We start from the raw sequence: 20,224 nt of genomic DNA, 5'->3' as shown, positions 1-20,224 counted from the left end.
CCGCCCCCGCCGGCTGCGGCGGTGCCGCCGCCCGTCGGGGTCGAGCCGCCACCGATGCCCCCAAGCCCGGGCAGGCTCGGAATCGACGGCAAACTCGCCTGCCCCGACAGCAGCTGGCCGGCCGCCGCCGACGCCCCGCCGTGATAGCCCACCATCGCCGACACGTCCTGGGCCCACATCTCCAAGTAGTTGAACTCGGTCTCCGCGATCGCAGGCCAGTTCTGCCCGAACAGGTTGCTCATCACCAAGTTCACCAAGCCGTTACGATTCGCCTGCACCTGCACCGGGTGCACCGTCGCCGCCAGCGCGGACTCAAACGCGCTGACGACCGCCTGCGCTTGGGCCGCCGCACCGGCTGCCTGCGACGCGGCCGCGCTCAACCACCCGGCGTACGGAGCCGCCGCAGCCGCCATGGCCTGCGCAGCCGCGCCCTGCCAGGCCTGGCCCGCCAAGTTCGAAGTCACCGACGCGAACGACTCTGCGGCAGACCCCAACTCGGCGGCCAGGCCATTCCAGGCCGCGGCCGCCTCCAGCATCGGAGCCGAACCGGCCCCCGCATACATAAGCAGCGAGTTGATCTCCGGCGGCAACGTAAAAAAACTCATCGAATCCCCTCGTGCGCATGCAGTCGATACAAACGCTAAGCCAAGGCCGGCGAAGGATCAGCGCCTTCCGCCATTTTCAAAAGATTCTAAGACTAAGCGGCGGCTCGCACCTGGGGACGGGTGAATCGGTCGGGTCCGGCAGCAACGCCGTCGGCAATTAGCGGCGTCCTTAATGCTTGACGACCGCGCCGCTGTCCTGCTCCCGCTTGATCTCCAAAGCGATATCGATCAGTTGGTCTTCCTGGCCACCGATGAGTTTGCGCTGACCGGCCCGGTGCAGCAGCGCCGCCGCGGGCACCCCGTAGCGCTCGGACTGACGCACGGCGTGCTTGAGGAAGCTGGAGTAGACGCCGGAATACCCCATGATCAGCGCGTTGCGGTCGAGCACGCATTCGGCCGGCATGGCGGGGCGCACGACGTCCTCGGCGGCGTCGGCGATGTCAAAGAAGTCGATCCCCGTCTTGACGCCGATCTTGTCGAACACCCCGATGAGCGCCTCGACGGGCGCGTTACCCGCGCCGGCGCCGAAGCGGCGGCAGGAGCCGTCGATCTGCTTGGCACCCGCACGGACGGCCTCCACCGAGTTGGCGACCCCCAGCCCGAGGTTTTCATGCCCATGAAAACCAACTTGAGCGGCCGACCCCAATTCCGCGACCAGCGCCGCCACCCGGTCGCGCACCCCTTCGAGGACCAGCGCCCCGGCCGAATCGACCACGTAGACGCACTGGCAACCTGCGTCGGCCATGATGCGCGCCTGCTGCGCGAGCTTCTCCGGCGGAATGGTGTGCGACATCATCAGGAAGCCCACGGTTTCCAGGCCCAGCTCGCGGGCCAGCCCGAAGTGCTGGATCGAGACGTCGGCCTCGGTGCAGTGGGTGGCGATCCGGCAGATCGAGCCGCCGTTGTCCTGCGCTTCCTTGATGTCCTCTTTGGTGCCCACCCCGGGCAGCATCAGGAAGGCGATCCTGGCCTCTTTGGCGGTCTCGGCCGCCAGCTTGATCAGCTCCTGCTCGGGGGTCTTGGAGAACCCGTAGTTGAAGCTCGACCCGCCCAGTCCGTCGCCGTGGGTCACCTCGATGACCGGCACCCCCGCGGCGTCCAGGGCGGCCACGATGGCGCCGACCTCGTCCTTGGTGAACTGGTGCCGCTTGTGGTGTGACCCGTCGCGCAGCGACGTGTCGGTCATCCGGACATCCCAGATGGGATTGAAGAAGACGTCGGTGCTCATGCTTGCGCTCCTCCCGCCGTCGCGGACAGGGATTCCTTGGCGATCTCCTCGCCGACCTTGGTGGCCGCCGCGGTCATGATGTCCAGGTTGCCCGCGTACGGCGGCAGGTAATCGCCGGCGCCCTCGACCTCGACGAACGTGGTGACCAGGGCCTGGCCGCCGGAGTTGATCGACGGGTCGTCGAACTGCGGCTCGTTCAGCAGCCGGTATCCCGGCACATAGGTCTGCACCTCGGCCACCACGTCATGGATGGACTTGGCGATGGCGTCACGATCGGCGTCCTCGGGGATGGCGCAGAAGATGGTGTCGCGCATGATCATTGGCGGGTCGGCCGGGTTCAAGATGATGATCGCCTTGCCACGCGCGGCCCCGCCGATGGTCTCGACGCCCTTGCTGGTGGTCTTGGTGAATTCGTCGATGTTGGCCCGGGTGCCCGGCCCCGCCGAGACCGAAGCGACCGATGCGACGATCTCGGCGTAGGGAAGCTGCACCACCCGAGACACCGCGTACACGATGGGGATCGTCGCCTGCCCGCCGCAGGTGATCATGTTGACGTTGGGCGCGCCCAGATGCTCGCGCAGGTTCGCCGGCGGGATCACCGCGGGGCCCACGGCGGCCGGCGTGAGATCAATGGCCCGGATTCCCGCGGCCGCATATTTCGGCGCCGCATCCCGGTGCACGTAGGCGCTGGTCGCCTCGAACACCAGGTCGGGTTTCTCCGCCTGGGCCAGCAGCCAGTCGACCCCTTCGTGGGTGGTCTCCAGGCCCAGCTTGCGGGCCCGCGCCAGGCCCTCGCTGTCCGGGTCGATCCCCACCATCCAGCGCGGTTCCAGCCAGTCCGATCGCAGCAGTTTGTAGAGCAGATCGGTACTGATATTTCCCGACCCGACAATGGCCACACTCGCCTTAGCCGGCATGCCAGCACTCCTTTATTCGAAGGACAACCGCACGGAACCCAACCCCGCGAAGTCGGCGACAAACTCATCACCGGCGCGGGCGTCGATCGCTCTCGTGCACGATCCGGGAAGCACGATGTCACCTTTGCGCAGCCGCACTCCGAAGCTTTCCACCTTGCGGGCCAACCACGCCACCGCGGTCACTGGATTCCCCAGCACCGCATCGCTGCGGCCCTCGGCGACCACCTCGCCGTTGCGGGTCAGCACCGCGTCGATCGCCTTCACGTCAAGATCGCGGGGCGACACCCGCGCCTTTCCCAGCACGAAGCCCGCCGACGAGGCGTTGTCGGCGATGGTGTCGCACAACGCGATCTTCCAATCGGTGATCCTGGTGTCGATCAGCTCGATCGACGGGACCAGGAATTCGGTGGTCGCGAGCACGTCGTCCTCGGTGCAGCCAGCTCCCGGCAGGTCGTCGGACAGGATGAAGCCCACCTCAACCTCGACCCGCGGATACAAGTAGCGGCCCGCCTTGACCGGGGTGTCCTCGAACACCTGCATCTCGTCGAGCAGATGGCCGTAGTCCGGCTCGTCGACCCCCATCATCTGCTGCATCGCCAGCGACGACAGGCCCACCTTGTGGCCCAGCACCCGGGCGCCTTCGGCCACCCGCTGACGGATGTTGATCAGCTGAATCTCATAGGCGTCGACGACGTCGATATCCGGGTACGCGGCGGTCAACGGAGCGATGGGCTCACGGCTGCGCTCGGCTTGCGCCAGGTCGGCGGCCAGCTCGTCGTGGATCGCAACACTGAGCATTTACCGAAGTCCCCTCGTTCTTGTGACCGGGCCGGTAGCGCCCCACCCGGGCAATTCTATAACGTGTTCTACATGACAGCGCAGGAGTACGACGTCGTCGTGGTGGGGAGCGGCGCAGCCGGCATGGTGGCCGCCCTTGCCGCCGCGCACCGTGGCCTTTCGACAGTAGTCATCGAGAAGGCCCCGCATTTCGGCGGCTCCACCGCGCGGTCCGGGGGCGGGGTATGGATTCCGAACAACGAGGTACTCAAGCGCGACGGCGTGCGCGACACGCCCGAGGCGGCCCGAAGCTACCTGCACGGCATCATCGGCGACATCGTGGAGCCGGAGCGCATCGACACCTACCTCAACCGCGGCCCCGAGATGCTCTCGTTCGTGCTGAAGCACACGCCTTTGAAGATGTGCTGGGTGCCGCGCTATTCCGATTATTACCCCGAGGCGCCGGGCGGCCGCGCGGGCGGGCGATCGATCGAGCCCAAGCCGTTTAACGCCCGCAAGCTCGGTGCCGACGAGGCGGGGCTGGAGCCTGCTTATGGTAAGGTTCCGCTCAATGTCGTTGTGATGCAGCAGGATTACGTGCGTCTCAACCAGCTCAAGCGGCATCCGCGGGGTGTGGCGCGCAGCCTGAAGGTCGGCGCGCGCACGCTGTGGGCCAAGGCGACCGGGAAGAACCTGGTCGGCATGGGACGGGCGCTGATCGGGCCGTTGCGGATCGGATTGCAGCACGCCGGCGTTCCGGTGGTGCTCAACACCGCGCTCACCGACCTCTACGTCGACGACGGCGTGGTGCGCGGCGTCTACGTTCGCGACACGAGTGCATCGGAGTCGGCTGAGCCGCGCCTGATCCGGGCGCGACGCGGCGTGATCCTCGCCTGCGGCGGGTTCGAGCACAACGAGCAGATGCGGGTGAAGTACCAGCGCGCGCCCATCACCACCGAGTGGACGGTCGGCGCCAAGGCCAATACCGGCGACGGCATTGTCGCCGGCGAAAAGCTGGGCGCGGCGCTGGATCTGATGGAGGACGCCTGGTGGGGCCCGACCGTGCCGCTGGTGGGCGCGCCGTGGTTCGCCTTGTCCGAGCGGAACTCGCCGGGGTCGATCATCGTCAACATGTCGGGCAAGCGCTTCATGAACGAGTCGATGCCCTACGTCGAGGCCTGCCACCACATGTACGGCGGGGAATTCGGCCAGGGTCCCGGGCCGGGCGAGAACATCCCGGCGTGGCTGGTGTTCGACCAGCAGTACCGCGACCGCTACATCTTCGCAGGACTGCAACCGGGACAACGCATTCCACGCAAGTGGCTGGATTCCGGCGTGATCATCCAGGCCGACACCCTGGAGCAGCTGGCCGAGAAGGCCGGTCTCCCGGTGTCCGACTTCACCTCGACCGTCGCGCGTTTCAACGGCTTCGCGCGGTCGGGCGTCGACGAGGACTACCACCGCGGCGAAAGCGCCTACGACCGCTATTACGGCGACCCCACCAACAAGCCGAACGCGAACCTCGGCGAGATGAGCCATCCGCCCTACTATGCCGCCAAGATGGTGCCCGGCGACCTGGGCACCAAGGGCGGCATCCGCACCGACGTGCACGGCAGGGCGCTGCGCGACGACGGCAGCATCATCGAGGGCCTTTACGCCGCGGGCAATGTCAGCGCCCCGGTGATGGGCCACACGTACCCCGGCCCGGGCGGCACCATCGGTCCCGCGATGACCTTCGGGTACCTCGCCGCGCTGCACTTAGCGGATGCAAACTGACATGGCGATCGACGTCGAAGTCGCGCTGAACGCCGAGCTGGACCCCATCGAATTCTCCTGGGTGAGCAGCGATATCCAGCTCTATCACCTTGGGCTCGGTGCTGGTGCGGATCCGATGGATCGCCGCGAGCTGCGCTATCTGGTGGACGACACCCCGCAGGTGCTGCCGACGTTCGGCAACGTCGCCGCCACCTTCCACGCCACCAAGCCGCCGACGGTGCGGTTTCCCGGCATCGACATCGAGCTGAGCAAGGTGTTGCACGCCAGCGAGCGGGTCGAGGTGCCCGCGCCGCTGCCGCCGTCGGGCTCCGCCAAGGCCGTCACCCGCTTCACCGACATCTGGGACAAGGGCAAGGCCGCGGTGATCTGGAGCGAGACGACGGTCAGCGCCCCGGACGGGACGCTGCTGTGGACGCAGCGGCGGTCGATCTTCGCCCGCGGCGAGGGCGGATTCGGCGGTGAGCGCGGACCGTCTTCGTCGGATGCCGCGCCGGACCGGGCTCCCGACCTGGAGGTCGACGTGCCGATCCTGCCGCAGCAGGCGCTGCTGTACCGGCTCTGCGGTGACCGCAACCCGCTGCACTCGGATCCCGAATTCGCCGCCGCCGCAGGCTTTCCCAAGCCGATCCTGCACGGCCTGTGCACCTACGGCATGACCTGCAAGGCGATCACCGACGCGCTGCTGGACAGCGATGCCGCGGCGGTGGCCGCCTACGGTGCGCGTTTCGCCGGCGTGGCCTTCCCCGGTGAAACGCTCAAGGTCGGCATCTGGAAGGACAACGGCCGATTCCTGGCCAGCGTCGTCGCGCCGTCGCGCGACAACGCCGCGGTGCTGAGCGGCGTCGAACTCATCCCCGCCTAACGGCGATCGTCTGAAGTTAGTCCGGATCCGGGGTAGGGTGGTGGCCGTAACAACACGAGGATGGGTGCTATGGCCATAAAGAACTGGTGCGACGCACCCGAGATACATCCCTCCGGGATCCGGGTCGGCGACACCATCGGGACGCTGCTGCCCACCGAACAGCGCCACACGGTCAGAATGATCAGCGGTCCGCAGAGTAAACAGCAGTGGACGTTTTTCTGCCGTGACGCCCAGGGCCTGCAGCACGCGAACACGTTCGGGGACCACGACATGGTCCGCCGGTACGCCAAAGCGTAATGACGCGCTAGCCCAGGATCAGACCCGACGTCGGGACACCCGTCCCCGCGGTGACGAGGACGTGACCGACGTCGGGCACCGGGTTCACCGAGGTGCCGCGCAATTGCCGCACACCCTCCGCGATGCCGTTCATCCCGTGGATGTATGCCTCGCCGAGCTGACCTCCATGGGTGTTGATGGGCAGCCTGCCGCCCACCTCGATGGCGCCGCCGGCGATGAAATCCTTCGCTTCGCCGCGACCGCAGAATCCTAATTCCTCCAACTGAATCAGGGTGAACGGCGTGAAGTGGTCGTACAGAATGGCGGTCTGGATGTCGGCCGGCGAGAGCCCGGACTGCTCCCAGAGCTGCCGGCCCACGACGCCCATCTCGGGCAGGCCCAGTTCGGGCCGGTAGTAGCTGACCATCGTGTACTGGTCGGGGCTGGAGCCCTGCGACGCCGCCTCGATGATCGCGGGTCGCTGCTTGAGGTCCCGCGCACGCTCCGCGGAGGTCACCACGATCGCAACGGCGCCATCGGTTTCCTGGCAGCAGTCCAGCAGTCGCAACGGCTCGGCGATCCACCGCGAATTCTGGTGGTCCTCGATGGTTATCGGCTTCTCGTAGAAGTATGCCTTCGGGTTGTTCGCGGCGTGCTTGCGGTCGGCCACCGAGATCGCGCCGAAGTCCCGGCTGGTCGCGCCGGACAGGTGCATGTAGCGCTGGGCGATCATGGCGACCTGCGCCGCCGGCGTGGAAAGCCCGTGCGGATAGGAGAAGGCATTGTCCGCCGTGGTCGAATCGGCCTGAGCCCCACCGTCTCCCACCAACCGGGTCTGGACCTGACCGAAGCGCATGCCGGAGCGTTCGTTGAAGGCCCGGTACGCGACGACGACGTCGGCCACCCCGGTCGCGACGGCCATCGCCGCCTGCTGGACGGTCGCGCACGCGGCACCGCCACCGTAGTGGATCTTGGAGAAGAACTTCAGTTCGCCGATGCCGGCCGCGCGGGCGACGGCCACCTCGGTGTTGCTGTCCATCGTGAAGGTGGTCAGCCCGTCGACGTCGGCCGGACTCAGGCCGGCATCGTCAAGAGCATCCAACACCGCCTCGGCCGCCAAGCGCAGCTCGCTTCGACCGGAGCCCTTCGAGAAGTCGGTGGCCCCGATGCCGACAATCGCCGCCCTACCCGACAACATCAGGCATCCCCCATCGTCAGCGTGGCCGTCGCAATGACGTGATCGCCGAGGCTGTTGCTGCCCACGACCTTTACCGTGATCAGCCCGTCCTGCACCGCGGTCACCTCACCGGAGAACGTCACCGTGTCGTAGGCATACCACGGCACCCCGAGCCGCAGCCCGATCGACTTGACAAGCGCCGACGGTCCGGCCCAGTCGGTGACGTAGCGCTGCACCAGCCCGGTGTCGGTGAGGATGTTGACGAAGATGTCCTTCGACCCCTTGGCCTGCGCCAAATCGCGGTCGTGGTGCACGTCCTGGAAGTCGCGGGTGGCCAGGGCGGTCGAGATGATGAAGGTCGGGTCTCCGTGCAGCTTCAGCTCGGGCAGCTTGGTACCCTTTTGGATTTGCGGAGCCGCCTTGGCGGCGACATCCGACTCAAGCGCGCTCATGCGTCAGGCTCCCAGGCGTAAAGGGTCCACTCCGGTCCGCTGTCACCGTCCGGGAAGTCGATATACGTTGCGCGCACAGGCATTCCGATCTTCACCTGAGCCGGGTTGGTCCCGCGCAGCTCGCCCAGCATGCGCACACCCTCCTCGAGCTCCACCAAAGCGATGACGAAAGGCAGTGTGCGGCCGGGCACCTTCGGCGCATGGTGCACCACAAAGCTGAACACCGTGCCCTTACCGCTGGCCACCACGTAGTCGATGGGTTTGGACTTGTCCTGCCACACCGCCGGCACCGGCGGGTGCTGCAGGCTGCCGTCGGCTCGCCGCTGAATCCGCAGTTCGTGCCCCTTGACGCCCTCCCAGAAGAACGCGGTGTCCCGCGATGAGGAGGGTCGCATCATGGCGTCGGGGTCGAGGTCGTCCGGAACGGCCGGCCCGGCCGACGCGCGCGGTTTGAATTTCAGGATGCGCCAATTCATTTCGGCAACATCCTCGTCGCCGACCCGCCAGATGATGTGCTGGTTGACGAAGAACCCTTCGCCGAGCGCGGTCTGCTTGGGCCCCACCACGTCACCCATCTCGGAGGCGATGCTGACGTGCTCGCCGGGCTGCAGGTAGCGGTGGTAGGTCTGCTCGCAGTTGGTGGCGACCACGCCGACGTAGCCGGCGTCGTCGAACAGCTTCATGATGGGGCCCATCGGATCGTCCTTCGGACGCTCCCCGGCCAGGCCGAACATCGTCCACACCTGAATCATGGCCGGTGGCGCGACAATCCCGGGGTGGCCGACGGCCCGAGCCGAAGCCTCATCGACATAGATCGGGTTGCGGTCGCCGATGGCCTCGACCCAGTTGTTGATCATCGGCTGGTTCACCGGATCCCTGCCGGCGCGTGGCTTGGGATCACCGGCCGCCTTGATCTCCGCGATGGCTTCGGCAATGTCGGTCATCTGGGCACCCTCGGCACTTTGAGGCCGGCTGCCGCGATCATTTCACGCATGACTTCGTTCACGCCTCCACCGAAGGTGATCACCAGGTTCCGCTTGGTTTGCGAGTCCAGCCAGCGCAGCAGCTCGGCGGTATCGGTCTCCGCCGGGTTACCGTACTTGCCGACGATCTCCTCGGCGAGCCGGCCGATGTACTGAATGCGTTCGGTACCAAAGACTTTCGTCGACGCGGCGTCGGCCACGTTGATCTCCTCGCCCGCGGCGGCCACCTGCCAGTTCAGCAACTCGTTGATCCGCCACATCGCATAGATCTCGCCGAGCGCCCGCTTGACGTCCTGGTGATCGATCGGCGTGACACCGTCGCCGCCCGGTTTGGATGCCCAGGCGTGCACCCGGTCGTAGATGCCGGCGACGCGGCCCGCCGGGCCGAGCATCACCCGCTCGTTGTTGAGCTGCGTGGTGATCAGCCGCCATCCGCCGTTCTCCTCGCCGACCAGCATGTCGGCGGGCACGCGCACGTCGTTGTAGTACGTGGCGTTGGTGTGGTGGGCGCCGTCGGACAGGATGATCGGCGTCCAGGAGTAGCCGGGATCCTTCGTGTCGACTATGAGGATTGAAATCCCCTTGTGCTTCACGGCTTCCGGGTCCGTGCGGCAGGCCAGCCAGATGTAGTCGGCGTCGTGCGCACCGGTGGTGAAGATCTTCTGACCGTTGACGATGTATTCGTCACCGTGGCGCACGGCGGTGGTCCGCAACGATGCCAGGTCGGTTCCCGCCTCGGGCTCGGTGTAGCCGATCGCGAAGTGCACCTCGCCGGCCAAGATTGCGGGCAGGAACTTCTTCTTCTGCATCTCGTTGCCAAAGACCTGCAGGGTGGGCCCCACCGTCTGCAGCGTCACCGCGGGCAGTGGCACGTCGGCCCGATGCGCCTCGTTGACGAAAATCGACTGCTCGATCGGGCCGAAGCCCAAGCCGCCGAACTCCTTTGGCCACCCGACCCCGAGCTTGCGGTCCCGGCCCATTCGCCGGATCACCGCACGATAGGCCTCGTTGTGACGGTCCTGCTCCATCGCCTGCATCTCGTCGGATGAGATCAGGGTCGAAAAATATTCCCGTAGTTCCGCTTGCAGCTGACGCTGCTCCGGAGTCAAGTCTATGAACATTGCGCTCCCACCAGGTCAAGGCGCAGCGACGACCCGCCGAGCAGCCGGGACAGGTCTTTGATCGTGGAGTAGTACCGGTGCATCGGATACGTGATGTCCATGCCCATGCCGCCGTGCAGGTGATGGCAGATCTGCATCACAGGCGGTGCCTGCGACGTTATCCAGTAGCCGAGCACGTCGAGGTCGCTGTCGGCGTTCCGTCCTTCGGACAGCCGCCAGACCACCGACTTCGCGGCCAAATCGATGGTGCGCGAGGCGATGTAGACCTCCGCGAGCTGCGCGGCGACGGTCTGGAACGTGGACAACGGCTTGCCGAACTGCTTCCGGTTAGCCACGTAGTCGGCCGTCAGCCGCAGCGCCCCAGCGACCAACCCGTCGGCGTACGCGCCCGTCGCCGCCAGCGCCAGCTGGTTGACCCGGTGCGCGGTGCCGCCCGCCGACACATCCGAATCACCAACCGTCACACCGTCAAACGTGACCGTGTACTCGTCCGAACCGTTCGATGTCGGCGTGCGCGCCAGCCGCACACCGTCGGACTTGGGCGACACCACCACGACCGCGGTGTCGGTGGTCACGATCATCCAATCCGCTTGCTCGGCATAGGCCACACCGATTTTGGTGCCCGACAACCGGCCGTTCGCGAACGTGACCCCCGGCCGGTCGGGCAGCGCCGCACCCGGCTCGTTGAGCGCCGCGGTCAACAACGCGCCCTTGGCGACCCCGGCCAGGAAACGGTCCTGCTGTTCCTCGGAGGCCAGGTCGAGCAGCGGCACCACGCCAAGGCCCAGCGTGGCGAGCGCCGGTGTGATGGCACCGTGGCGACCCACCTCGGTGAGCACGGAGGCGACCTCGGGCAGACCCACGCCGTCGCCGCCGAGGCGTTCGGGCACCGGCAGCGCCGGCACACCTCCGCTGACCAGCGCCTCCCACGAGAGATCCCGGTCCAGCACCGACGTCGCCACATCGGCGACGGCTTGTTGGGTGGCGGTGAGGTCGAAGTCCATCAGTGGTCCACCGGGCATTTACCGGTGTAGTCGACCTGCCAGTGCTTGATGCCGTTGAGCCATCCGGACCGCAGCCGCTCCGGCTTCGACAGCGGCTTCAGGTCGGGCATGTTGTCGGCGACCGCGTTGAAGATCAGGTTGATCGTCATCTTGGCCAGGTTGGCGCCGATGCAGTAGTGTGCTCCGGTGCCGCCAAAACCGACGTGCGGGTTGGGATTTCGCATGATGTTGAAGCTGAAGGGATCGTCGAAGACCTCTTCGTCGAAGTTGGCCGAACGGTAGAACATGAGCACCCGCTGGCCCTTTTCGATCTTCACCCCGGACAGCTCGTAGTCCTCGAGCGCGGTGCGCTGGAAAGTGGTCACGGGGGTGGCCCAGCGGACGATCTCGTCGGCTGTTGTCTCGGGACGCTCCTTCTTGTACAGCTCCCACTGATCGGGGAAGTCGGCGAACGCCATCATCCCCTGGGTGATGGAGTTACGGGTGGTCTCGTTGCCGGCCACCGCGAGCATCACCACGAAGAAACCGAACTCGTCATCGGAGAGCTTCTCGCCCTCGATGTCGGCCTCGATCAGCTGCGTCACGATGTCATCGCCGGGATTTTTGGCCTTCTCCTCGGCCATCTTCATCGCGTAGCCGATCAACTCGGCCGACGACATCTTGGGGTCGATGTGGGCGTACTCCGGGTCGTCGGCGCCGGTCATCTCGTTCGACCATTCGAAGAGCTTGCCGCGGTCCTCCTGGGGCACGCCCAGCAAGCCGGCGATCGCCTGCAGCGGCAGCTCGCACGACACCTGCTGGACGAAGTCGCCGGAACCCGCGGCCGCCGCGTCCCGGGCGATCTTTTGGGCCCGTTCCCTCAGCTCGTCCTCGAGGCGTCCGACGGCCCGCGGCGTGAAGCCGCGGGAGATGATCTTGCGCAGCCTGGTGTGGTGCGGCGCGTCCATGTTGAGCATGACGAAGCGCTGCACCTCGATGTCCTCGCGCGCGATGCCGTCGTTGAACCGCGGGATCACACCGTTCTCGTAACTGGAGAAGATGTCGCTGCGCCGAGAGATTTCCTTGACGTCGTTGAGCTTGGTGATCGCCCAGAAGCCGCCGTCGTGGAACCCGCCGCCTTGGCCCGGGGCCTGCTCGTTCCACCAGATCGGTGCGGTCGCCCGCACCTCGGCAAACTCTTCGACCGGAATCCGCTCGGTGTAGATGTCGGGGTCGGTGAAATCGAACCCGGGCGGAAGATTGGGGCTGGGCACGCTACTTCTCCTTACTGCTGGTCCCTATGCTGGTCTTGCGACTGGCTCTATGACTTGCCCAGTGACTGGCGATCCCAGGACACTAGCTCTCCTAGTGGAGCTCTGCTGCCAGTAAAACATGCCTCCACCGTAGAAAAAAGGCGCCGACGCATCGTCGCTTGTCATAGTAATGAAACGTGTTCTAGCCTGACCCAATGGGTAACCCGGTAATCGTTGAAGCCACCCGCAGCCCGATCGGCAAACGCAACGGATGGCTCTCAGGACTGCACGCCACCGAGCTGCTGGGCGCGGTACAAAAGGCACTGGTCGAAAAGGCCGGCATCGACGCCGGCGATGTCGAACAGGTCATCGGCGGCTGCGTCACTCAGTACGGCGAGCAGTCCAACAACATCACCCGGGTGAGCTGGCTCGTCGCCGGGCTGCCGGAGCACGTCGGCGCCATGACCGTGGACTGCCAGTGTGGCAGCGGCCAGCAGGCCAACGGCCTCGTGGCCGGCTTGATCGCGGCGGGCGCCATCGACATCGGCATCGCGTGCGGAATCGAGGCCATGAGCCGCGTCGGACTCGGCGCCAATGCCGGTCCCGACCGCACCATCCTGCGGCCCGCGTCCTGGGACATCGACCTGCCCGACCAGTTCACCGCGGCCGAGCGGATCGCCAAGCGCCGCGGCATCACCCGCGAGGACATCGACGCGTTCGGATTCCAGTCGCAGCTGCACGCCAAACGGGCGTGGGACGAGGGCCGTTTCGACCGGGAAATCTCCCCGATCGAGGCGCCGGTGCTCGACGAGCAAAAGCAGCCCACCAGCGACCGCCACATGGTCTCCCGCGACCAAGGCCTGCGCGACACCACGATGGAGGGCCTGAGCCAGCTCAAACCGGTCCTCGAGGGCGGGATCCACACGGCGGGCACGTCGTCGCAGATTTCCGACGGCGCCGCCGCGGTGTTGTGGATGGACGAGGACAAGGCCAGGGCGCTCGGGCTGCGGCCGCGGGCCCGGATCGTCAGCCAGGCGCTCGTCGGCGCCGAGCCCTACTACCACCTGGACGGCCCGGTGCAGTCGACGGCAAAGGTGCTGGAGAAGGCCGGAATGAAGATGGGCGACATCGACCTCACCGAGATCAACGAGGCGTTCGCCTCGGTGGTGCTCTCCTGGGCGCGGGTCCACGAACCCGACATGGCCAGGGTGAACGTGAACGGCGGCGCGATCGCGTTGGGCCACCCGGTGGGCAGCACCGGCAGTCGGCTGATCACCACCGCGTTGCACGAGCTCGAGCGCACCGATCAGACCACGGCATTGATCACCATGTGCGCGGGCGGCGCGCTGTCCACCGGCACCATCATCGAGCGCATCTAGCGCTGGAGGTGCTTGTCCCCGAAGACATTCGCATCGCCGCGGCGCAGGCGTACATCGACGCGCTTGTCAGCCGTGACGGCGATGCCGTTCCGTTCGCGGACGGGTGCACTCGCATCGAGCAAGGGATCAAGAACGGCTTTTCCGGAAAACACCTGCGGCGCAGCCTCAATCGCGGCGCGCAGTACTGGGTCATCGCGGACACGACGCCGCCGGACTACCGCATCGCCGGCGACGAGGTGCGCGCGACATACGACGTGCTGACCAAGGCGGCCTTCGGCGGCCGGCGCCTGTGCGCGCGGGTCGACGAGACGTTTGTGATTCCGGCCGAAAGTCCAGGCGGAAAGGCGGCAATCCATCACATCCGAGTTCGCTTTCGACCATTCATTCAGCGCTAGTCCGCCCGGCGACGATGCAGCCCGCGAAGCGGGGTGAGCAGAAGCCGGGCATCCAACCAGCCCTATGATCAGAGTCATGCCGAAATCACCCCCACGGTTTCACGACGCGCCCTACGTCGACTTCCTGATCAAGTGGATGTCGCGCCTCAACACGTTCATGTATCGCCGCAACGGAGGCAAGGGCATCGGCGGCACGTTCCAGAACATTCCCGTCGCCCTGCTGACGACCACCGGCCGCAAGACCGGCGAACCCCGCGTCAGCCCGCTGTACTTCTTGCGCGACGGCGACCGGGTGATCGTCGCGGCCTCCAAGGGCGGTTCCGCGAAGAACCCCATGTGGTACCTGAACCTCAAGGCCAATCCCAAGGTGCAGGTGCAGATCAAGAAAGAGGTGCTCGACCTGACCGCGCGGGACGCCACCGATGAGGAACGCGAACGGTATTGGCCGCAGTTGGTGGACATGTACCCGTCCTACGACGACTACCAGTCCTGGACCGACCGGACCATCCCGATCGTCGTCTGCGACCCCTAAACGTTGTCGAGCCGACACCGTATCCGCAATTCCCGACCAATAGCGCTGCTGCTCAAGTACTTCGCGCGCGCCCACATTTGGGTGTATCGCCGAACCGACGGCAGGATCGGCGCGAAGCTGCTGTGGTTACCGGCGGCGCTGGTTACCACCACGGGACGCAAGTCGGACGAGCCGCGAACAGCCGCCACCCTGTACCTGCGCGACGGTGATCGGGTGATCGTGCCGGCGTCCTTCGGGGGGCGCGAAGAAAACCCGTTGTGGTACCGCAACCTCAAGGAGAACCCGGAGGTGCAGGTGCAGATCGGTGCCTGGCGCCTGAAGCTGGTCGCCCGCGATGCCACTGAGGACGAACGCAACCGCTACTGGCCGCGGCTGATCCGGATGTACCCGCCCTACCGGAAGTACCGCGAGGCCGCGGACCGGGTGATCCCCCTGGTGGTGTGCGAACCGCCTCGCCGAACGTGCAATCATGGCGAAGAATCGCCGAAAACGCCGCCGTGAGTGCACGTTCGGCGCAGGCGGCCGACTACGCCCCGTAGACCGGGACCGGCGGCCGCGCCTTGGCGAGCAGGTCGGCGACGACGGGCCCCAGCTCGGCCGGATCCCACCGGGCGCCCTTGTCGATCTGTGGGCCGTGCGCCCAGCCCTCCGCAATCCGGATCTTGCCGCCCTCGACCTCGAACACCTTGCCGGTGACCTCCCGGGATTCGGCGCCGCCCAGCCACACGACCAGCGGCGAGACGTTCTCCGGCGCCATGGCGTCGAAATCCTGGTCCTGCGTTGCCATCATCTCGGCGAAGACGCTCTCGGTCATACGGGTGCGGGCCGACGGTGCGATGGCGTTGACGGTCACGCCGTACCGGCCCATTTCGGCGGCGCCGACGAGCGTCATTGCCGCGATGCCGGCCTTGGCGGCGCTGTAGTTACCCTGCCCGATGCTGCCCTGCAGGCCGGCACCGGAACTGGTGTTGATGATCCGCGCGTCAATGTCTTTCGGGGCTTTTCCCTCCTTGGACAGACCCCGCCAATACGACGCGGCGTGCCGCATCGTGGCGAAGTGTCCCTTGAGGTGCACGGCGATGACGGCGTCGAACTCCTCCTCGCTGGTGTTGGCCATCATCCTGTCGCGGACGATGCCGGCGTTGTTCACCAAAACGTCTAAGCCACCGAAGGTTTCGACGGCGGTCTGGACCAGACCGGCCGCTTGGTTCCAGTCGGCGATGTTGGATCCGTTCGCGACGGCTTCCCCACCGGCCGCAATGATCTCGTCGACCACGCCCTGCGCGGCGCTGCCGCCGCCCGCGGGCGAACCGTCCAATCCCACCCCGATGTCGTTGACCACCACGCGCGCGCCTTCCGCCGCGAAGGCGAGCGCATGCGCGCGACCGATTCCGCCGCCCGCTCCGGTAACGATGACGACGCGACCGTCAACCACACCCATAACTGTTGTCTCCTTTACTTGATCGCGCTCGCGTTCGTTGTGGCCAGATAGTGCGGCGGCTCGCCGCCGCCGTGCACCTCCAGCGAGGCACCGCTGATGTAGGACGCGACATCCGACGCCAAAAAGGCCGCGGCCCAACCGATGTCCTCCGGCTTGGCCAGCCGGCCCAGTGGCACGTTCTTGGAGATGGCGGCGATCGACTCGGCGTCGCCATAGAACAATTCCGATTGCTCGGTTTCGACCATGCCGACCACGCAGGCGTTCACCCGCACCTTGGGTCCCCATTCCACCGCCAGCGTCTGCGTGAGGCTCTCCAGGCCGGCCTTGGCCGCGCCGTACGCGCCGGTGCCCGGGGACGGGCGCCGGCCGCTCAGACTGCAGATGTTGACGATCGACCCGCCACCCGGCTGGTCCTGCATCTTGTCGTTGGAGTACTGCGAAACCACCAGCGCACCAATGAGGTTGAGCTCGATGATCTTGCGGTTGAACTTCGGGCTGGACTCCGCGGTCAGCACGTACGGCGAACCTCCGGCGTTGTTGACGACGACGTCGAGCCTGCCGTGTTGATCGACGATGGAGTCGATCAACGATTTGACGGCCTCCTCGTCGCGCACGTCGCACGAGTGGAACTCGTACGGCAAGCCCTCGACGGGCCGGCGCGCGCAGGTGATCACGGTCGCGCCCTGCCCGGCGAAAACCGAGCTGATGCCGGCGCCCACACCGCGCACGCCGCCGGTGACCAGAACCACCCGCCCAGCTAGCCCAAGGTTGATACCGTCGGCTGCTTCGGCGGAAGTCACTGTGCTAGCGTACCAAGCAAGTGCTTGCTTAGGTAGCCAGCCGGATTTTTCCCGAGGAAGTGCACATTGCCCATCACATCCATCACCATCGAACCGGGCATCGTCGCGGTCACCGTCGACTACCCGCCCGTCAACGCCATCCCGTCGCGCGGGTGGTTCGAACTCGCCGACGCGGTCACGGCCGCCGGCGCCAATCCCGATACCCACGCGGTGATCCTGCGGGCCGAAGGCCGGGGCTTCAACGCCGGTGTGGACATCAAGGAGATGCAACGCACTCAAGCGTCCCAGGGGTATACCGCCCTCATCGACGCCAACCGCGGCTGCTTCGCCGCCTTCCGCGCGGTCTACGAATGCGCCGTGCCGGTGATCGCGGCCGTGAACGGATTCTGCGTCGGCGGCGGCATCGGCCTGGTGGGCAACTCCGACGTCATCGTGGCCTCCGACGACGCAACCTTCGGGCTGCCGGAGGTCGAACGCGGCGCGCTCGGCGCGGCGACGCACCTGTCGCGGCTGGTGCCACAGCACCTGATGCGGCGGCTGTTCTTCACCGCCGCCACCGTCGACGCCGCCACCCTGCATCACTTCGGCTCGGTACACGAGGTCGTGCCCCGGGATCAGTTGGACGAGGCCGCCTTACGGGTCGCCCGCGACATCGCCGCCAAGGACACGCGCGTCATCCGTGCGGCCAAGGAGGCGCTTAACCTCATCGACGTGCAACGGGTCAACTCGAGTTACCGCATGGAACAAGGATTTACGTTCGAGCTCAACCTCGCCGGGGTGTCCGACGAGCACCGCGACGCGTTTGTGAAGAGGCCATGAGCGACAAGAGAACCACCCTCGACGAGGCCGTCGCCCAATTGCGCAGCGGCATGACGATCGGCATCGGCGGCTGGGGCTCCCGACGCAAACCCATGGCCTTCGTGCGGGCGATGCTGCGCACCGACGTCACGGACCTGACCGTTGTCACCTACGGCGGACCCGACCTCGGTCTGCTGTGCTCGGCGGGCAAGGTCAAGCGCGTCTACTACGGCTTCGTGTCGCTGGACTCCGCGCCGTTCTACGACCCGTGGTTCGCCAAGGCCCGCACCAGCGGAGCCATCGAAGCCCGCGAGATGGACGAGGGCATGCTGCGCTGTGGGTTGCAGGCCGCGGCGCAGCGCCTGCCGTTCCTGCCGATCCGCGCCGGGCTGGGCAGTTCGGTCCCGGACTTCTGGGAGGGCGAGCTGCGGACGGTCACCAGCCCCTATCCGGCGCCCGGCGGCGGGCACGAGACGCTGCTCGCCATGCCGGCCTTGCGCCTCGACGCGGCTTTTGTGCACCTCAACCTCGGTGACAGCCAAGGCAATGCCGCCTACAGCGGCATCGACCCCTACTTCGACGACCTCTTCCTGATGGCGGCCGACAAACGCCACCTGTCGGTGGAGCGCGTCGTCTCGACCGAGGAATTGGTCAAGGCGGTGCCGCCACAGGCGTTGCTGGTGAACCGGATGATGGTCGACGCGGTTGTGGAAGCGCCCGGCGGAGCCCACTTCACCACCGCCGCACCGGATTACGGTCGCGACGAAAAGTTCCAGCGGCACTACGCCGAGGCGGCCTCCACCGACGAGAGTTGGCAGAAGTTCGTCCAGACCTATCTGTTGGGCGCCGAGGACCACTACCAGGCGGCGGTGCGCGCATTCGCAGAGGAGGCCGCAAAGTGAGCACCCGAGCCGAGGTCTGCGCGGTCGCCTGCGCCGAGTTGTTCAGGGACGCGGGCGAGATCATGATCAGCCCGATGACGAACATGGCGTCCATCGGCGCGCGGCTGGCCCGGCTGACGTTCTCGCCGGACATCCTGCTGACGGACGGCGAGGCGCAGCTGCTGGCGGACACCCCGGCGCTGGGCAAGATGGGGGCCGTCGAGGGCTGGATGCCATTTGGCCGGGTGTTCGAGACGCTGGCCTGGGGACGCCGGCACGTGGTGATGGGCGCCAATCAGGTGGATCGATTTGGCAATCAGAACATCTCGGCGTTCGGCCCGTTGCAGCACCCCACCCGGCAGATGTTCGGCCTGCGGGGCGCGCCCGGCAACGCGATCAACCACGCGACAAGCTACTGGGTCGGCAATCACTCGAAGCGGGTGTTCTGCGAGGCGGTCGACGTGGTCTGCGGCATCGGCTGGGACAAGGTGGACGCCGACAACCCGGCGTTCCGCTTCGCCAACACGTATCGGGTGGTGTCCAACCTCGGGGTGTTCGACTTCAACGGGCCGGGCAACACCATGCGGGCGGTGTCGCTGCACCCAGGCGTATCGCCCGACGACGTGCGCGAAGCCACCTCGTTCGACGTGCACGGCCTTGATGCCGAAGAGACCAGGCTGCCGACGGACGAGGAGCTGCGCCTGATCCGCGAGGTCATCGACCCGAAGGGACTGCGCGACAGGGAGATACGTTCATGAGGTTGCGCACGCCGCTGACCGAGCTGGTCGGCGTCGAGCACCCGGTGGTGCAAACCGGGATGGGCTGGGTGGCCGGTGCAAGGCTGGTTTCCGCCACGGCCAACGCGGGCGGGCTGGGCATCCTGGCGTCGGCGACCATGACCCTGGACGAGTTGGCGACGGCCATCGGCAAGGTCAAGGCCGCCACCGACAAGCCGTTCGGAGTGAACATCCGCGCCGACGCCGCCGACGCGGGCGACCGCGTCGAGTTGATGATCCGCGAGGGCGTCAGGGTGGCGTCCTTCGCGTTGGCGCCCAAGCAGGAGCTGATCGCGCGGCTGAAAGATGCTGGGGCGGTGGTCATCCCGTCGATCGGTGCGGCCAAACACGCGCGCAAGGTCGCGGGTTGGGGCGCCGACGCGATGATCGTGCAGGGCGGCGAGGGCGGCGGGCACACCGGACCCGTCGCGACCACGCTGCTGCTGCCGTCCGTGCTGGACGCCGTGCGGGGCACCGGGATCCCGGTGATCGCGGCGGGCGGATTCTTCGACGGCCGCGGGCTCGCGGCGGCGCTGTCCTACGGCGCCGCCGGCGTGGCGATGGGCACCCGGTTTCTGCTCACCTCGGATTCGACCGTGCCCGACGCGGTCAAACGGCGTTATCTCGAGGCGGCCCTGGACGGCACGGTCGTCACCACGCGAGTCGACGGCATGCCGCACCGGGTGCTGCGCACCGGGCTGGTCGAGAAGCTGGAAAGCGGCTCGCCGGTAAGGGGTTTGACGGCGGCGGTGCGCAACGCGGCTAAGTTCAAGAAGATGTCGCAGATGACCTGGGCCTCGATGATCCGCGAC

At 66.8% G+C, this 20,224-nt stretch carries 23 protein-coding genes; 11 read left to right on the top strand and 12 right to left on the bottom strand.

Annotation, left to right across the window (positions count from 1 at the left end; genetic code table 11):
* The 4 genes from JWP83_RS21820 to JWP83_RS21805 all read right to left on the bottom strand — a co-directional run.
* Positions 1-605, bottom strand: a 605-nt coding sequence (locus tag JWP83_RS21820) for a PPE family protein (RefSeq protein ID WP_297734612.1), incomplete at its 3' end; no start/stop codon positions are given.
* A 169-nt stretch (positions 606-774) separates the two neighbouring features.
* The gene (dmpG, locus tag JWP83_RS21815) at positions 775-1,833 is read right to left on the bottom strand and encodes a 4-hydroxy-2-oxovalerate aldolase (protein WP_297734609.1); all 1,059 of its coding nucleotides are present in this window, start codon (positions 1,831-1,833) and stop codon (positions 775-777) included.
* Entirely contained in the window at positions 1,830-2,750 is a 921-nt protein-coding gene (locus tag JWP83_RS21810; RefSeq protein ID WP_297734606.1) for an acetaldehyde dehydrogenase (acetylating), read from the bottom strand. Before JWP83_RS21810 ends, dmpG begins: the two co-directional genes overlap by 4 nt.
* A gap of 12 nt (positions 2,751-2,762) precedes the next feature.
* Positions 2,763-3,548 (bottom strand): 2-keto-4-pentenoate hydratase, encoded by a 786-nt coding sequence (locus JWP83_RS21805; RefSeq protein ID WP_297734602.1) that lies wholly within the window; start codon positions 3,546-3,548, stop codon positions 2,763-2,765.
* 72 nt (positions 3,549-3,620) lie between these two features.
* Between JWP83_RS21805 and kstD the strand changes: the two genes are divergently transcribed.
* The 3 genes from kstD (at position 3,621) to JWP83_RS21790 (ending at position 6,462) form a co-directional block, all read left to right on the top strand.
* On the top strand, positions 3,621-5,303 hold the full coding sequence (gene kstD, locus JWP83_RS21800) for a 3-oxosteroid 1-dehydrogenase (RefSeq protein ID WP_297734599.1): 1,683 nt from the start codon (positions 3,621-3,623) through the stop codon (positions 5,301-5,303).
* A 1-nt stretch (position 5,304) separates the two neighbouring features.
* Complete coding sequence (locus JWP83_RS21795; protein WP_297734615.1) at positions 5,305-6,165, top strand: MaoC family dehydratase; 861 nt, start codon at positions 5,305-5,307, stop codon at positions 6,163-6,165.
* Between the two features lie 69 nt (positions 6,166-6,234).
* The gene (locus tag JWP83_RS21790) at positions 6,235-6,462 is read left to right on the top strand and encodes a hypothetical protein (protein WP_297734596.1); all 228 of its coding nucleotides are present in this window, start codon (positions 6,235-6,237) and stop codon (positions 6,460-6,462) included.
* Between the two features lie 7 nt (positions 6,463-6,469).
* Here the strand turns inward: JWP83_RS21790 and JWP83_RS21785 are convergent, their stop codons facing one another.
* Genes JWP83_RS21785 through JWP83_RS21760 form a run of 6 tightly spaced genes read right to left on the bottom strand, consistent with a single transcriptional unit; the run spans position 6,470 to position 12,431 of the window.
* Positions 6,470-7,639 (bottom strand): lipid-transfer protein, encoded by a 1,170-nt coding sequence (locus tag JWP83_RS21785; protein ID WP_297734593.1) that lies wholly within the window; start codon positions 7,637-7,639, stop codon positions 6,470-6,472.
* Positions 7,639-8,070 carry a MaoC family dehydratase gene (locus JWP83_RS21780; RefSeq protein ID WP_297734590.1) on the bottom strand — a complete coding sequence of 144 codons (432 nt, stop codon included), beginning with the start codon at positions 8,068-8,070 and terminating at the stop codon, positions 7,639-7,641. Before JWP83_RS21780 ends, JWP83_RS21785 begins: the two co-directional genes overlap by 1 nt.
* A complete protein-coding gene (locus tag JWP83_RS21775; protein ID WP_297734586.1) occupies positions 8,067-9,014 on the bottom strand; it encodes a bifunctional MaoC family dehydratase N-terminal/OB-fold nucleic acid binding domain-containing protein in 948 nt (315 codons plus the stop codon). The genes JWP83_RS21780 and JWP83_RS21775 overlap by 4 nt, the downstream gene beginning before the upstream one ends.
* Positions 9,011-10,174 carry an acyl-CoA dehydrogenase FadE29 gene (fadE29, locus tag JWP83_RS21770; protein ID WP_297734583.1) on the bottom strand — a complete coding sequence of 388 codons (1,164 nt, stop codon included), beginning with the start codon at positions 10,172-10,174 and terminating at the stop codon, positions 9,011-9,013. The genes JWP83_RS21775 and fadE29 overlap by 4 nt, the downstream gene beginning before the upstream one ends.
* The gene (locus JWP83_RS21765; RefSeq protein WP_297734580.1) at positions 10,165-11,178 is read right to left on the bottom strand and encodes an acyl-CoA dehydrogenase family protein; all 1,014 of its coding nucleotides are present in this window, start codon (positions 11,176-11,178) and stop codon (positions 10,165-10,167) included. Before JWP83_RS21765 ends, fadE29 begins: the two co-directional genes overlap by 10 nt.
* Positions 11,178-12,431: a cytochrome P450 gene (locus tag JWP83_RS21760; RefSeq protein WP_297734577.1), complete on the bottom strand. Its 1,254-nt coding sequence runs from the start codon at positions 12,429-12,431 to the stop codon at positions 11,178-11,180. Before JWP83_RS21760 ends, JWP83_RS21765 begins: the two co-directional genes overlap by 1 nt.
* A 194-nt stretch (positions 12,432-12,625) precedes the next feature.
* Here JWP83_RS21760 and JWP83_RS21755 point away from each other — a divergent pair, with 194 nt between their 5' ends.
* From JWP83_RS21755 to JWP83_RS21740, 4 genes are all read left to right on the top strand, one after another.
* Complete coding sequence (locus JWP83_RS21755; RefSeq protein WP_297734574.1) at positions 12,626-13,789, top strand: steroid 3-ketoacyl-CoA thiolase; 1,164 nt, start codon at positions 12,626-12,628, stop codon at positions 13,787-13,789.
* Positions 13,790-13,797: 8 nt separating this feature from the next.
* Positions 13,798-14,184 (top strand): hypothetical protein, encoded by a 387-nt coding sequence (locus JWP83_RS21750; RefSeq protein WP_297734571.1) that lies wholly within the window; start codon positions 13,798-13,800, stop codon positions 14,182-14,184.
* Positions 14,185-14,260: 76 nt separating this feature from the next.
* Entirely contained in the window at positions 14,261-14,716 is a 456-nt protein-coding gene (locus JWP83_RS21745) for a nitroreductase family deazaflavin-dependent oxidoreductase (RefSeq protein WP_297734568.1), read from the top strand.
* A gap of 3 nt (positions 14,717-14,719) precedes the next feature.
* Entirely contained in the window at positions 14,720-15,217 is a 498-nt protein-coding gene (locus tag JWP83_RS21740; protein ID WP_297734566.1) for a nitroreductase family deazaflavin-dependent oxidoreductase, read from the top strand.
* Between the two features lie 25 nt (positions 15,218-15,242).
* On the opposite strand, the gene JWP83_RS21735 is transcribed toward JWP83_RS21740, so the two are convergent.
* Together JWP83_RS21735 and JWP83_RS21730 are read right to left on the bottom strand one after the other, a co-directional pair.
* Positions 15,243-16,157 carry an SDR family oxidoreductase gene (locus JWP83_RS21735; protein WP_297734563.1) on the bottom strand — a complete coding sequence of 305 codons (915 nt, stop codon included), beginning with the start codon at positions 16,155-16,157 and terminating at the stop codon, positions 15,243-15,245.
* 14 nt (positions 16,158-16,171) lie between these two features.
* A complete protein-coding gene (locus JWP83_RS21730) occupies positions 16,172-16,957 on the bottom strand; it encodes an SDR family oxidoreductase (RefSeq protein WP_297734560.1) in 786 nt (261 codons plus the stop codon).
* A 66-nt stretch (positions 16,958-17,023) separates the two neighbouring features.
* Between JWP83_RS21730 and echA20 the strand changes: the two genes are divergently transcribed.
* The 4 genes from echA20 to ipdC all read left to right on the top strand — a co-directional run.
* Positions 17,024-17,776: a (7aS)-7a-methyl-1,5-dioxo-2,3,5,6,7,7a-hexahydro-1H-indene-carboxyl-CoA hydrolase gene (gene echA20, locus JWP83_RS21725; protein ID WP_297734557.1), complete on the top strand. Its 753-nt coding sequence runs from the start codon at positions 17,024-17,026 to the stop codon at positions 17,774-17,776.
* On the top strand, positions 17,773-18,657 hold the full coding sequence (gene ipdA / locus JWP83_RS21720) for a cholesterol ring-cleaving hydrolase subunit IpdA (RefSeq protein WP_297734554.1): 885 nt from the start codon (positions 17,773-17,775) through the stop codon (positions 18,655-18,657). Before echA20 ends, ipdA begins: the two co-directional genes overlap by 4 nt.
* Entirely contained in the window at positions 18,654-19,394 is a 741-nt protein-coding gene (gene ipdB / locus JWP83_RS21715) for a cholesterol ring-cleaving hydrolase subunit IpdB (protein ID WP_297734551.1), read from the top strand. The genes ipdA and ipdB overlap by 4 nt, the downstream gene beginning before the upstream one ends.
* Positions 19,391-20,224, top strand: an 834-nt coding sequence (gene ipdC / locus JWP83_RS21710; RefSeq protein ID WP_297734549.1) for a (3aS,4S,5R,7aS)-5-hydroxy-7a-methyl-1-oxo-octahydro-1H-indene-4-carboxyl-CoA dehydrogenase, incomplete at its 3' end; no start/stop codon positions are given. The genes ipdB and ipdC, both read left to right, overlap by 4 nt.

The organism is Mycobacterium sp. (assembly GCF_025965855.1).
GTDB lineage: Bacteria > Actinomycetota > Actinomycetes > Mycobacteriales > Mycobacteriaceae > Mycobacterium.
This window is presented reverse-complemented; position numbering and strand designations above follow the sequence as displayed.

Coding starts and splice junctions, on each gene's coding strand:
- kstD (WP_297734599.1), top strand. CDS start 3,621: ATGACAGCGCAGGAGTACGACGTCGTCGTGGTGGGGAGCGGCGCAGCC.
- JWP83_RS21755 (WP_297734574.1), top strand. CDS start 12,626: ATGGGTAACCCGGTAATCGTTGAAGCCACCCGCAGCCCGATCGGCAAA.
- dmpG (WP_297734609.1), bottom strand. CDS start 1,833: ATGAGCACCGACGTCTTCTTCAATCCCATCTGGGATGTCCGGATGACC.
- JWP83_RS21785 (WP_297734593.1), bottom strand. CDS start 7,639: ATGTTGTCGGGTAGGGCGGCGATTGTCGGCATCGGGGCCACCGACTTC.
- JWP83_RS21795 (WP_297734615.1), top strand. CDS start 5,305: ATGGCGATCGACGTCGAAGTCGCGCTGAACGCCGAGCTGGACCCCATC.
- ipdA (WP_297734554.1), top strand. CDS start 17,773: ATGAGCGACAAGAGAACCACCCTCGACGAGGCCGTCGCCCAATTGCGC.
- fadE29 (WP_297734583.1), bottom strand. CDS start 10,174: ATGTTCATAGACTTGACTCCGGAGCAGCGTCAGCTGCAAGCGGAACTA.
- JWP83_RS21805 (WP_297734602.1), bottom strand. CDS start 3,548: ATGCTCAGTGTTGCGATCCACGACGAGCTGGCCGCCGACCTGGCGCAA.
- JWP83_RS21810 (WP_297734606.1), bottom strand. CDS start 2,750: ATGCCGGCTAAGGCGAGTGTGGCCATTGTCGGGTCGGGAAATATCAGT.
- JWP83_RS21780 (WP_297734590.1), bottom strand. CDS start 8,070: ATGAGCGCGCTTGAGTCGGATGTCGCCGCCAAGGCGGCTCCGCAAATC.
- JWP83_RS21745 (WP_297734568.1), top strand. CDS start 14,261: ATGCCGAAATCACCCCCACGGTTTCACGACGCGCCCTACGTCGACTTC.
- JWP83_RS21775 (WP_297734586.1), bottom strand. CDS start 9,014: ATGACCGACATTGCCGAAGCCATCGCGGAGATCAAGGCGGCCGGTGAT.
- JWP83_RS21735 (WP_297734563.1), bottom strand. CDS start 16,157: ATGGGTGTGGTTGACGGTCGCGTCGTCATCGTTACCGGAGCGGGCGGC.
- JWP83_RS21790 (WP_297734596.1), top strand. CDS start 6,235: ATGGCCATAAAGAACTGGTGCGACGCACCCGAGATACATCCCTCCGGG.
- JWP83_RS21765 (WP_297734580.1), bottom strand. CDS start 11,178: ATGGACTTCGACCTCACCGCCACCCAACAAGCCGTCGCCGATGTGGCG.